10 protein-coding genes are annotated in these 12,536 nt (G+C 55.7%); 8 read left to right on the forward strand and 2 right to left on the reverse strand.

The window, feature by feature from the left end:
* Positions 1-243: 243 nt before the first annotated feature.
* From KTJ90_RS01605 to gntU, 4 genes are all read left to right on the forward strand, one after another.
* Positions 244-939, forward strand: coding sequence for a pirin family protein (locus tag KTJ90_RS01605; RefSeq protein ID WP_003853063.1), 696 nt, complete (start codon positions 244-246; stop codon positions 937-939).
* Between the two features lie 102 nt (positions 940-1,041).
* Positions 1,042-2,037 carry a gluconate operon transcriptional repressor GntR gene (gene gntR / locus KTJ90_RS01610; RefSeq protein WP_003853061.1) on the forward strand — a complete coding sequence of 332 codons (996 nt, stop codon included), beginning with the start codon at positions 1,042-1,044 and terminating at the stop codon, positions 2,035-2,037.
* Between the two features lie 140 nt (positions 2,038-2,177).
* Entirely contained in the window at positions 2,178-2,714 is a 537-nt protein-coding gene (gene gntK / locus KTJ90_RS01615; RefSeq protein WP_008926288.1) for a gluconokinase, read from the forward strand.
* Positions 2,715-2,716: 2 nt separating this feature from the next.
* On the forward strand, positions 2,717-4,057 hold the full coding sequence (gene gntU, locus KTJ90_RS01620; RefSeq protein WP_008926287.1) for a gluconate transporter: 1,341 nt from the start codon (positions 2,717-2,719) through the stop codon (positions 4,055-4,057).
* Between the two features lie 24 nt (positions 4,058-4,081).
* Here the strand turns inward: gntU and KTJ90_RS01625 are convergent, their stop codons facing one another.
* Together KTJ90_RS01625 and KTJ90_RS01630 are read right to left on the reverse strand one after the other, a co-directional pair.
* A complete protein-coding gene (locus KTJ90_RS01625) occupies positions 4,082-4,558 on the reverse strand; it encodes a DUF805 domain-containing protein (RefSeq protein WP_008926286.1) in 477 nt (158 codons plus the stop codon).
* Between the two features lie 180 nt (positions 4,559-4,738).
* Positions 4,739-5,332, reverse strand: coding sequence for a YhgN family NAAT transporter (locus KTJ90_RS01630; protein WP_008926285.1), 594 nt, complete (start codon positions 5,330-5,332; stop codon positions 4,739-4,741).
* Positions 5,333-5,549: 217 nt separating this feature from the next.
* On the opposite strand from KTJ90_RS01630, the gene asd reads away from it, so the two are divergent.
* The 4 genes from asd (at position 5,550) to glgC (ending at position 12,483) form a co-directional block, all read left to right on the forward strand.
* Positions 5,550-6,659, forward strand: coding sequence for an aspartate-semialdehyde dehydrogenase (gene asd, locus KTJ90_RS01635; RefSeq protein ID WP_499025887.1), 1,110 nt, complete (start codon positions 5,550-5,552; stop codon positions 6,657-6,659).
* A 358-nt stretch (positions 6,660-7,017) separates the two neighbouring features.
* Positions 7,018-9,201 (forward strand): 1,4-alpha-glucan-branching protein, encoded by a 2,184-nt coding sequence (glgB, locus tag KTJ90_RS01640; protein ID WP_499025888.1) that lies wholly within the window; start codon positions 7,018-7,020, stop codon positions 9,199-9,201.
* Positions 9,198-11,180, forward strand: coding sequence for a glycogen-debranching protein (glgX, locus tag KTJ90_RS01645; protein ID WP_499025889.1), 1,983 nt, complete (start codon positions 9,198-9,200; stop codon positions 11,178-11,180). Before glgB ends, glgX begins: the two co-directional genes overlap by 4 nt.
* 10 nt (positions 11,181-11,190) lie before the next feature.
* Complete coding sequence (gene glgC / locus KTJ90_RS01650; RefSeq protein ID WP_003853050.1) at positions 11,191-12,483, forward strand: glucose-1-phosphate adenylyltransferase; 1,293 nt, start codon at positions 11,191-11,193, stop codon at positions 12,481-12,483.
* Positions 12,484-12,536: the final 53 nt, after the last annotated feature.

The raw sequence follows: 12,536 nt of genomic DNA on the forward strand, positions 1-12,536 counted from the left end.
ACACGGAAAATAAAGTAACCGCGGATTATCCGGCTTTCATTATTTTACGGGTTTATCAGATTAACCTTTATTTCAGGCTTTCCCTTAATATCTTTCATTCCTGCATCACCTCCTTTTCCTTCGATCTGTTTCAGTGAGAAGCCCGATTTTGTTCAACGAATTTGAACAGAGAAGTGAAGTTTTTCAGCTATCAATCATACCGCCTCAGGAACACACTATAAAAAACATTGAGGAGAATTGAACATGATCTATGTACGCAAAGCTGAAGAACGCGGTCATGCAAACCATGGCTGGCTGGATAGCTGGCATACCTTCTCTTTCGCCAGCTATCACGATGCGAACTTCATGGGTTTCTCCGCGCTGCGGGTCATCAATGAAGATGTGATCGATGGTGGTCAGGGGTTTGGCACCCATCCTCATAAAGATATGGAAATCCTGACCTACGTGCTTTCCGGTACCGTTGAGCATCAGGACAGCATGGGTAACAAAGAGCAGATCCCGGCAGGGGAGTTCCAGATCATGAGCGCCGGCACGGGTGTACGTCACTCTGAGTACAACGCCAGTGAAAGCGAGCCATTGCACCTTTATCAGATTTGGATCATTCCTGAGCGTACCGGCATTGAGCCACGCTACGATCAGCGCCGCTTCCCGGATGTTACAGGGCGTCAGCTGGTGTTAAGCCCGGATGCCCGTGAAGGGTCGCTGAAAGTTTATCAGGACATGACCTTATCGCGCTGGGTACTGGCTGCTGGTGAGCAGGACAATGTCGCCGTTGAGGCAGGACGTCGTATCTGGATTCAGGTGGTCAAAGGCAATGTGACTGTTAACGGTAACGCGGTGACAACCAGTGACGCCCTGGCGATCTGGGACGAAAGCGCGCTGACGATTGAAGCCAGCACGGCTGCAGAAGTCCTGCTGTTTGATCTGCCACCGGTCTAAGCAGATTACGGGCGCGCATCATCGCGCCCGGTTGGCAATTTTGTGACAGAAAAGTGATAGACTCATCGTACTTTAGCTTTCAGGGCGATCCCAGGCGCTACGATGAAGAAGAAAAGACCGGTATTACAGGACGTTGCCGATCGCGTCGGCATTACTAAAATGACCGTCAGCCGTTACCTGCGTAATCCTGAGCAGGTCTCTGTTGCCCTGCGGGACAAGATTGCAGTGGCACTGGATGAGCTGGGTTATATCCCCAATCGCGCCCCCGATATGCTTTCTAACGCCACCAGTCGCGCCATTGGCGTGCTGCTGCCGTCACTCACCAACCAGGTTTTCGCCGACGTATTGCGCGGCATTGAAGCCGTCACCGACGAAGCGAACTATCAGACGCTGGTCGCCCACTTTGGTTACAACCCGCAAAAAGAGGAGCGGCAACTGCGCTCGCTGCTGGGCTGGAACATCGATGGCGTGATTCTCACCGAACGTACCCATACGCCAGGCACGCTGCGCATGCTGGAAGTGGCCGGTATTCCGGTGATAGAGATGATGGACAGCGTCACACCCTGCCTGGATATGGCCGTCGGCTTTGATAACGTTGAAGCAGCCCGGCAGATGACGCGGACTATCCTGAGTAAAGGCCATCGTCACACTGTCTACCTCGGCGCACGCCTTGATGAACGTACGTTGCAGAAGCAACAGGGTTATGAAATCGCCATGCGCGAAGCGGGGCTGACGCCGCGCAGCGTGATGATGGAAGAGGCTTCTTCATTCAGCGCCGGTGGCGATCTGCTGCGTGAGGCGCAGCGTCTTTATCCTGAAACGGATAGCCTGTTCTGTACCAATGACGATCTGGCGGTCGGGGCGATGTTTGAGTGCCAGCGGCAGGGATTACAGGTGCCCTCGCAGATGGCCATTGCCGGTTTCCACGGCCATGACATCAGCCAGGTGGTGACGCCACAACTGGCGACCGTGCTCACGCCACGTGACCGCATGGGGCGTGAAGCGGCGACGCGGCTACTGGCGCGCATTGCGGGTGAAAGCAGCGATAATCGGCTGCTGGATGTCGGTTTTGAAATCAGTGAAGGTGGCAGCATCTGATTGTGGCGTTTTTATGAGTCAGCTCACACTTTCATGCTTTTCCTGGTAAAAAGGTTGCCAGGCTGTTAACCGGCCAGGAGAATGAGAAACGACATTGTTATCGGTAACATTGGCAAATTCTCACCTGCCGGAGCAGAAAAATGACAACGCAATCCCCGTCACATCACGTCTTCATCCTGATGGGCGTTTCAGGCAGCGGAAAGTCTGCCGTCGCCAACCAGGTTTCTCACCAGCTCAACACGGCCTTTCTTGACGGTGATTTTCTCCATCCGCGCGCCAACATCCTGAAAATGGCCGATGGTCATCCACTGGATGACGGCGATCGTCAGCCGTGGTTACAGGCGCTGAACGATGCCGCGTTTGCCATGCAGCGCACCCAGGCGATCTCTATCATTGTCTGTTCAGCCCTGAAGAAAAGTTATCGCGACATTCTGCGTCAGGGAAATGACAACCTGCGTTTTGTTTACCTGAAAGGCGATTTCGACACTATCGAAGCCCGTCTGAAAGCGCGTAAAGGCCACTTCTTCAAGCCGCAGATGCTGGTAACTCAGTTTGCCACGCTGGAAGAGCCAGGCAGCGATGAGTCGGATGTACTGGTGGTGGATATCGCGCATTCACTGGACGATGTGGTGGCAGCTACGGTTGCCACTATCCAGGACGCTATCAGCCAGGGTTAGAGATGAATACCGCAACACTCGTTTTGACCGCAGCAGGCTCTGTCCTGCTGCTGCTTTTTCTGGTGATGAAGGCGCGCATGCACGCTTTTGTCGCGCTGATGTTAGTCTCCATTGGTGCCGGACTTTTCTCCGGTATGCCACTCAACAAAATCGCGGAAACCATGCAAAAGGGGATGGGCGGCACGCTCGGTTTCCTTGCCATTGTGGTTGCGCTGGGCGCGATGTTCGGCAAAATCCTGCATGAAACCGGCGCCGTCGATCAGATTGCTATCAGGATGCTGAAAACCTTTGGTCAGAGTCGTGCCCATTATGCGATGGGCATTGCCGGTCTGATCTGCGCGCTGCCGCTCTTCTTTGAAGTTGCCGTGGTGCTGCTGATCAGCATTGCGTTTGCGGTGGCGCGGCGTACCGGCGGCAATCTGGTGAAACTGGTGATCCCGCTGTTTGCGGGCGTTGCGGCATCGGCGGCCTTCCTGCTGCCCGGACCGGCCCCGATGCTGCTGGCCTCGCAGATGCACGCGGACTTTGGCTGGATGATCCTGCTGGGTCTGTGTGCGGCGATTCCCGGCATGCTGATTGCCGGGCCACTGTTTGGCAACTTTATCGGCAACCACGTCACGTTCAGCGCGCCGCCGGAAGATCATCAGCCGGATGTTGATGAGAGCAAGCTGCCGTCATTTGGTTTCAGCCTCTCACTGATCCTCTTCCCGCTGGTGCTGGTTGGCCTGAAAACCATCGGCGCACGCTTCACAACCGAAGGCACCACGCTGTATGAATGGCTGGAATTTATCGGCCATCCTTTCACTGCGATCCTGCTGGCGCTGCTGGTGGCGATTTATGGCCTGGCTTACCGTCAGGGTATGGATAAAGAGCGGGTGATGCAGGTGTGTGGCAGCGCGCTGCAACCGGCCGGGATTATCCTGCTGGTGATTGGCGCGGGCGGTGTGTTTAAGCAGGTACTGGTGGATTCTGGCGTCGGTCCGGTGCTGGGCAATGCGCTGACCGGCGCAGGACTGCCGATTGCGCTGGCCTGCTTTATCCTGTCGGGCGCGGTGCGGGTTATTCAGGGGTCGGCGACGGTCGCCTGTCTGACCACCGTCGGGCTAATCATGCCGGTGATTGAACCGCTGCACTACAGCGGTGCTCAGCTGGCAGCGCTGTCGATCTGCATCGGCGGTGGCTCAATCATTATCAGCCATGTGAACGATGCCGGCTTCTGGCTGTTTGGCCGCTTCACCGGGGCCAGCGAAGCGGAAACGCTGAAGACCTGGACGCTGATGGAGACCATTCTTGGCACTGTTGGCGCGGTTGTCGGGATGATTGCTTTCGAACTGCTTTCCTGACCAACCTGACGGGCTAACTGCCCGTCAGTTTTTTTCCCGCGAGCGCGGGAAGAGTAAAAAAGGGAACAGCAGATAAGGCGCCACTACCAAAAGGACAATGACGCCGGATGAATAGCCAGCGTCATTTATTCTTCTCACCCCGCAGGAAAAAACAGGCAAAATAAACAGCAGCAGCGCGATTAAGCCAATTTCATGCAATGGCCCGGTAAACCATTGCAGATAACTGCAGAACCAGGCCAGCTGGAACAGCAGGAAAATAAAATAGCTCGTCCTGCCTTCACGCCCTTGATAATTAAAGGTGCGCAAAAAACAGCTTTTGATGATCTGCAGCAGACTGTTCATGCCCATTTTCTTCTTATTCAGAGCAAAAAGAACCAGCGTGATGGCGGCGGCAGATAAGTAAACCCAGGCAAAATCAGTAACGTCAACCTGCATCAGCTGCGCGTCATTCAGCGCCGCTTTCTGGCCCGGGAAGGATAGTACGGTCAGGCCCAACCTCATTGCATTTCCCCCGCGTTTTCAGACGCTGCATCTAATTTTCGATACTGCCTGCCATGGATATCTCTTTTTGCGGCATTATATAAATATTATTATTCATTTCAATGCCGTAACGTTGTGATAAGCCGGCTGAATGAAGGCGGCAGCCTGCTCGCCTGCCAGGATAAAAGGACACAGGTGCGCTTACAACTTCAGATAAGCCCGAATGCCATCCAGGAACATCTGGGTGGCCAGCATAATCAGTATCAATCCCATCAGCCGCTCCAGCGCATTCACGCCTTTATCACCCAGCAGACGCAGGAACAGACCTGACATCAGCAGAATGCCGACCGTCACGCCCCAGGCGATCAACAGCGCGCCCACCAGATGCGTCATCTGATGCGGATACTGATGCGACAACAGCATCAGCGTTGCCAGCAGCGATGGCCCGGCGACCAGCGGAATCGCCAGCGGAACCAGGAATGGCTCTTCACCCGCCGGTAAGCCCGAACTGCTGCTTTCCGCCGACGGAAAAATCATCTTGATAGCGATCAGAAACAGAATGATCCCGCCAGAAATCGATACCGTTTCGGTGCGCAGATTTAAAAATGCCAGAATGCGTTCGCCGGTAAACAGGAACAGCAGCATGATGATCAGGGCAATCAGCATTTCACGGATTAGCACAACCCGCCGCCTTTTCGGCTCCAGATGCTTTAAAACCGACATAAAAATCGGCAGATTGCCCAGCGGATCCATAATTAACAACAATAATATTGTCGCCGAAATCATTTCAGTCATCGGTTTTACGCCATGTTGTTCGCGAAAAAGCAGAGTTATTAGTTACGCTGCTGAAAAAGTTAGCGTAATCGAATTAATTCACTTGCTACCCGGCCTGCATTTTGTAGAGTGAGGGGACACAGGTAAATCTTATTATTACGCAGAGCGGCGTGAAAATAGCACGCCGCTCTCTCCTCTGAAATGAAAAGCAGGTGTAACTGCCTTAGACGGACACGACATGAAGAATGTAGGTTTTGTTGGTTGGCGCGGCATGGTCGGCTCAGTGCTGATGTCCCGCATGAGTGAAGAGCGTGATTTTGATGCAATCAATCCGGTCTTCTTCTCGACGTCGCAGCATGGTCAGGCGGCACCCGCGTTTGCGGGCAAACAGCAGGGCACACTGCAGGATGCGTTTGATATTGAGGCGCTGCGCGCGCTGGATATCATTATTACCTGCCAGGGTGGCGACTACACCAGTGACGTCTATCCTAAGCTGCGCGCCAGCGGCTGGCAGGGATACTGGATTGATGCGGCCTCCACGCTGCGCATGAAAGAGGATGCCATCATCATCCTCGATCCGGTTAACCACGCGGTTATTCGTGACGGCATCGACCGTGGCATCAAAACCTTTGTTGGCGGTAACTGTACCGTCAGCCTGATGCTGATGTCACTGGGCGGTTTGTTTGCTCAGGATCTGGTTGAGTGGGCCTCAGTTGCCACCTATCAGGCAGCCTCGGGTGGCGGTGCGCGCCACATGCGCGAATTGCTGACCCAGATGGGCATGCTGCACGATCACGTTGCGCCTGCATTGCAGAACCCGACTTCCGCCATTCTCGACATTGAGCGTAGCGTGACCGACTTCACCCGTTCCGGCACGTTACCGACCGACAACTTCGGCGTACCGCTGGCGGGCAGCCTGATTCCGTGGATTGATAAGCAGCTGGACAACGGCCAGAGCCGCGAAGAGTGGAAAGGCCAGGCAGAGACCAACAAAATCCTTGCCACCTCTAAAGTCATCCCGGTTGATGGCTTGTGCGTGCGTGTCGGTGCGCTGCGCTGTCACAGCCAGGCCTTTACGCTGAAACTGAAACGCGACCTGCCGCTGGCGGAAATCGAACAGCTGCTGGCCTCTCACAATGAGTGGGTCAAGGTGGTGCCAAATGACCGTGAGCTGACGATGCGTGAACTGACGCCTGCCGCTGTCACCGGCACGCTCACCACACCCGTTGGCCGGTTACGGAAACTCAATATGGGGCCGGAATATCTCTCGGCCTTCACGGTGGGCGACCAGTTGTTATGGGGCGCAGCCGAACCGCTACGTCGCATGCTGCGGTTGTTAATCAGCTAAACAGAAATAGCACCAAAGGCCGGATTTACCCGGCCTTTTTTGTTTTTGTCGTATGCAAAACAACCTGCCGTTTCGTTTACTCAGTGATCAGCTTCCCTTTTTTGCCAGCCGTTAAAGAATATTTTGCTTAAGTCCATGGCAACTGCCGTGACCAAGCTATGATTTAACCATGATGTGCCACAGGTAACCCTTGTGCTTTCCGGATTAAATGGTTGTGGTACGCGACAAAACACTTTTCCCATGGAATGGCCTGACTGCTTTGTCGTTGTACGTATGGCTCAATGAAGAGCAGCGCAGGTGAAGCGCGACAGGCTATGTTGCGTTCATTTCGGCTGCCAATTATCACAGGAAGAAAGTCATGTCAGAGCTTCCCGATCGCGATGCGATCAATGCCCTGTTTGCGGGTAATTATGCCGACCCTTTTTCGTTACTAGGGATGCACCGAACTCAGCAAGGCCTTGAGGTCAGGGCATTGCTCCCCGAAGCGCTTGAAGTGTGGGTCATTGAAACCTCCACCGGGCGTAAACTGGCTCAGCTGGTGTGTGAAGATGCACGCGGCTTCTTCAGTGGCGTCATTCCACGCCGTAAAAATCCATTCCGTTATCAACTGGCGGTCAACTGGCATGGTCAGCAAAACCTCGTCGATGATGCCTATCGTTTCGGGCCACTGCTGCAGGAGATGGATCTGTGGCTGCTGGCGGAAGGGACGCATCTGCGCCCTTATGAGACGCTGGGCGCGCACGGCGACGTGATTGATGGCGTCTTCGGCACCCGCTTCTGCGTCTGGGCACCCAATGCCCGTCGCGTTTCCGTGGTTGGCGATTTCAACTTCTGGGATGGCCGCCGTCATCCGATGCGTCTGCGTCAGGAGTTAGGTATCTGGGAACTGTTTGTGCCAGGTGCGGTTAACGGCCAGCTCTACAAATATGAAATTATCGATGCCAATGGTGAGCTGCGCATCAAAGCGGACCCGTACGCCTTTGAGGCACAGATGCGTCCGCAGACGGCGTCGATGATTTGTGGTCTGCCGGAGCCGGTTGAGATGAAAGAGGAGCGCAAGGCCGCCAACGCTTTCGACGCGCCCATCTCAATCTATGAAGTCCACCTGGGTTCCTGGCGTCGTCACACCGACAACAACTTCTGGCTGAGCTACAAAGAGCTGGCTGAACAGCTGGTGACTTACGTTAAAGAGATGGGCTTTACCCATATCGAACTGCTGCCCGTTAACGAACATCCGTTTGACGGCAGCTGGGGCTATCAGCCGCTGGGCATGTATGCGCCGACCCGCCGTTTTGGTACGCGTGACGAGTTTCGCGCCTTCATTGACGCTGCCCATGAGGCGGGCCTCAACGTGCTGCTCGACTGGGTGCCAGGCCATTTCCCCAGCGATGATTTCGGTCTGGCGAAGTACGACGGAACAGAGCTCTATGAGCACAGCGATCCGCGTGAAGGCTTCCACCAGGACTGGAACACCCTGATCTACAACTTTGGCCGCCGCGAAGTGAGCAACTACCTGTCGGGTAATGCGCTCTACTGGACGGAGCGCTTTGGCATCGATGGCCTGCGTGTGGATGCGGTCGCGTCGATGATTTACCGCGACTACAGCCGCAGTGAAGGGGAGTGGGTGCCAAATCAGTACGGTGGCCGTGAGAACCTGGAAGCGATTGAGTTCCTGCGCTACACCAACCGCACGCTCGGCACGGTAGCATCCGGGTCGGTGACAATGGCTGAAGAGTCTACAGACTATCCTGGCGTGACGCGTCCAACTGAAGGTGGCGGGCTGGGCTTCTGGTTCAAATGGAATCTGGGCTGGATGCACGACACCCTCGACTACATGAAAGTCGATCCCATTTACCGCAAGCATCATCACAATTTGATGAGCTTCGGCATGATGTACAACTACACTGAAAACTTTGTGCTGCCGCTATCGCATGATGAAGTGGTGCACGGTAAACGCTCGATTCTGGATCGTATGCCGGGCGATGCCTGGCAGAAGTTCGCCAACCTGCGTGCCTACTACGGCTGGATGTGGGCCTTCCCGGGCAAAAAATTGCTGTTTATGGGCAATGAATTTGCCCAGGGCCGTGAGTGGAACCATGACGTCAGTCTCGACTGGCATTTGCTGGAAGGGGAGGATAACTGGCACAACGGCGTTCAGCGTCTGGTGCGTGATCTCAACCATACCTATCAATACTACACGCCGCTGCATCAGCTCGACTTCGATCCGGCAGGCTTTGAGTGGTTAGTGGTAGACGACGCAGAGCATTCCGTCTTCGCCTTTGTGCGCCGCGATCGTGAAGGCAACGAAGTGATCGTGGTCAGTAACTTTACGCCGGTGCCGCGCCCGGGTTATCGCTTTGGCGTCAACCAGCCGGGCTACTGGCGCGAGGTGCTGAATACCGACCAGCATGATTATCACGGCAGTGACGTGCGAAATCAGCGGGTACATACCGATGAGCAGGAGAGCCACGGACGACCGCAGTCGCTGAGTCTTAATCTGCCACCGCTGGCAACAGTATGGCTGGTGCGGGAGGCTGAATGACCATCACTGCCGGCGATCCCGAACCGCTGGGTGCCAGTTACGATGGCAAAGGCGTTAACTTCACCCTGTTCTCACAGCATGCAGAGCGCGTAGAGCTCTGCCTGTTTGATGAACAGGGCGCGGAACAGCGTCTTGACCTGCCTGGCCGCAGTGGGGATATCTGGCACGGTTATGTTCCGGCGTTAAAACCGGGACAGCGCTACGGTTACCGGGTGCATGGCCCCTGGGCGCCGCAGCAGGGGCATCGTTTTAATCCGGCGAAGGTGCTGGTTGACCCCTGCGCCCGCGCCGTAGAAGGCGATGTGCGTGATGATCTGCTGTTTCATGGCGGTGAAGCGCAGCCCGATCCGCATGACAACGCAGCGATTGCGCCGAAGTCCCGGGTCGTCGCGGAGGATTTTGACTGGCAGGGTGATGTCGCACCACGTATCCCGTGGGGTAACACAGTGATTTATGAAGCCCACGTGCGCGGCCTGACGCAGCAGCATCCGGAAATTCCGGAAACGTTACGCGGGACTTACGCGGCGCTGGGTCATCCTGTTATGGTGAATTACCTGCGCGATCTGGGGATTACCACCCTTGAGCTGCTGCCGGTTGCCCACTTTGCCAGTGAACCGCGACTGCTGCAGCTTGGCCTGAGTAACTACTGGGGCTACAACCCCTTTGCACTTTGGGCGGTGGATCCCCGCTACGCCTCCGGTCAGCCGGGCGTAACACCGCTTCAGGAGTTCCAGCAGGCGGTTAAAAACCTGCATGCTGCGGGTATCGAAGTGGTGCTGGATGTGGTGTTTAACCACACAGCCGAACTGGATGTGATTGGCCCGACGATTTCAATGCGCGGCATCGATAACGCCAGCTACTACTGGCTGGATGAGCAGGGTGAGTACCAGAACTGGACCGGCTGCGGCAACACACTGAATATCCACCATCCGCAGGTGATGACGTGGGCCCTGGAGGCGCTGCGCTACTGGGTGCGGGTCTGCCACGTCGACGGCTTCCGCTTTGACCTTGCGCCGGTGCTGGGCCGCACGCCCGATTATCAGCGTGATGCGCCCTTTTTTGACGCGATACGCGCCTGTCCGCTGCTCTCTCAGGTCAAGCTGATTGCGGAACCCTGGGATATCGGCCCTGACGGCTATCAGGTTGGCCGCTTTCCGCCACCGTTTGCCGAATGGAACGATAAGTTTCGCGACACCGCGCGTCAATACTGGCTCCATGGCGGCTTAAGCAATGGCGAGTTCGTTCGCCGCTTTGCCGCCTCCAGCGATCTCTACCAGCACGACGACCGGCCGCCACACGCCACGGTTAATCTCATCACCGCCCACGACGGCTTTACGCTGTGGGATGTGGTGAGCTTTGAACGTAAACACAATGAGGCGAACGGGGAAGATAACCGCGATGGCCATGGTGATAACTACAGTCACAACCACGGCAAAGAGGGGCTGAACGTCAGCTTTGACGTCATTGAACGCCGTCGCCGCAGCGTACGGGCATTGCTGACGACGCTGCTGCTGTCACAGGGCACGCCGATGCTGCTGGCAGGTGACGAGCGTGGCCACACCCAGCGCGGTAATAACAACGCTTACTGTCAGGACAACGCGCTGAGCTGGCTTGACTGGCAGGCGGATGAGAAAGGATTAGTCGGATTCACCGCAGCACTGATTGCTCTGCGCCAGCGCATTCCGGCGCTGACCGCAGATCGCTGGTGGCAGGACGGTGACGGCAATGTGCAGTGGCTCAATGCCGGTGGCCAGCCACTGCAACACGATGAATGGGCACAGGGAATGCACAGATTGCAGATCCTGCTGTCCGGCCGCTGGTTAATAACAATAAACGCCACGGATACGGTGAATGACATCGTGTTACCAGACGGAGAATGGCGTGCCCTTCCTCCTTTCGCCGGGGACGACAACCCCATCCTGTTAACTGTCTGGCATGGTCCCGCACACGGTGTGTGCGTGTTCCAAAAGCAATCATAAGGAGTCAGACATGGTTAAGTTAGATAGAACAGATCACCTGATGCTGGCCCGCCAGCTCCCTACACAGACGGTTGCTCTGATCCTCGCCGGCGGACGCGGCACGCGACTGGTCGATTTAACGGCTAAGCGTGCCAAACCTGCGGTGCATTTCGGCGGCAAGTTCCGCATTATCGACTTTGCCCTCTCCAACTGCGTTAACTCCGGTATCCGACGGATTGGCGTGATTACGCAGTATCAGTCCCATACCCTGACTCAGCATATCCAGCGTGGCTGGTCCATCTTCAATGAAGAGATGAATGAGTTTGTCGATTTGCTGCCAGCGCAGCAGCGCTTTTCGACCGAACAGTGGTATCGCGGTACGGCCGATGCCGTGACGCAAAACCTTGATGTGATTCGCCGCTATCAGGCGCAGTACATCGTGATCCTTGCCGGGGACCACATTTATAAGATGGATTATTCACGCATGCTGCTGGATCACGTGGTCAACGAGGCGAAATGTACCATTGCCTGTTTGCCCGTGCCGGTACATGAAGCCACGGCGTTTGGTGTGATGGCGGTGAACGAAGAGAACATGGTGATCGACTTTGTGGAGAAACCTGCGAAGCCGCCTACCATGCCAGGTGATGACACGCAGGCGCTGGCCAGCATGGGGATCTACGTTTTTAACGCGGACTATCTCTATGCGCTGCTGGAGGAAGATCTGCAGACGCCAGGCTCTAACCATGACTTTGGCAAAGATATTCTGCCGAAAATTGTGGCAAGTGGCGAAGGCTATGCACACTCCTTCGCGCTCTCCTGCGTTCAGAACGACGACAACGCGCCACCTTACTGGCGTGATGTCGGGACGCTGGAAGCCTACTGGCGCGCCAATCTCGACCTGGCATCGGTGATGCCGGAACTCGATATGTATGACGTCACCTGGCCGATTCGTACCCATATGGAGCCGCTGCCGCCAGCCAAATTTGTTCAGGATCGTTCCGGCAGTCACGGGATGACCATGAATTCATTGGTTTCAGGCGGCTGCATCATCTCCGGTTCGGTGGTGGTCAACTCGGTGCTGTTCCCACGGGTACGCGTTAACTCGTTTTGCAATATCGATTCAACTGTACTGCTGCCTGATGTGGTCGTTGGCCGATCGTGTCGTCTGCGTCGCTGCGTGATTGATCGCGCCTGCGAACTGCCGGAAGGCATGGTGATTGGCGAAAACCCCGATGAAGACAGTCGCCGGTTTCATCGTTCGGATGAAGGGATCGTACTGGTAACCCGCGCCATGCTGGCCAGACTGGCCAAAGCGGGGCTGTAAGCGATAAGCGGAACTTACGCAATCGGCACGCGGAGCGTGCCGGATAACTTAAT

It is taken from the genome of Pantoea jilinensis (assembly GCF_019104105.1).
GTDB lineage: Bacteria > Pseudomonadota > Gammaproteobacteria > Enterobacterales > Enterobacteriaceae > Pantoea > Pantoea eucalypti.

What these genes read in the sequence shown, in the direction of transcription:
- KTJ90_RS01605 (WP_003853063.1), top strand. Translation starts at nt 244, where the DNA reads ATGATCTATGTACGCAAAGCTGAAGAACGCGGTCATGCAAACCATGGC.
- gntR (WP_003853061.1), top strand. Translation starts at nt 1,042, where the DNA reads ATGAAGAAGAAAAGACCGGTATTACAGGACGTTGCCGATCGCGTCGGC.
- gntK (WP_008926288.1), top strand. Translation starts at nt 2,178, where the DNA reads ATGACAACGCAATCCCCGTCACATCACGTCTTCATCCTGATGGGCGTT.
- gntU (WP_008926287.1), top strand. Translation starts at nt 2,717, where the DNA reads ATGAATACCGCAACACTCGTTTTGACCGCAGCAGGCTCTGTCCTGCTG.
- KTJ90_RS01625 (WP_008926286.1), bottom strand. Translation starts at nt 4,558, where the DNA reads ATGAGGTTGGGCCTGACCGTACTATCCTTCCCGGGCCAGAAAGCGGCG.
- KTJ90_RS01630 (WP_008926285.1), bottom strand. Translation starts at nt 5,332, where the DNA reads ATGACTGAAATGATTTCGGCGACAATATTATTGTTGTTAATTATGGAT.
- asd (WP_499025887.1), top strand. Translation starts at nt 5,550, where the DNA reads ATGAAGAATGTAGGTTTTGTTGGTTGGCGCGGCATGGTCGGCTCAGTG.
- glgB (WP_499025888.1), top strand. Translation starts at nt 7,018, where the DNA reads ATGTCAGAGCTTCCCGATCGCGATGCGATCAATGCCCTGTTTGCGGGT.
- glgX (WP_499025889.1), top strand. Translation starts at nt 9,198, where the DNA reads ATGACCATCACTGCCGGCGATCCCGAACCGCTGGGTGCCAGTTACGAT.
- glgC (WP_003853050.1), top strand. Translation starts at nt 11,191, where the DNA reads ATGGTTAAGTTAGATAGAACAGATCACCTGATGCTGGCCCGCCAGCTC.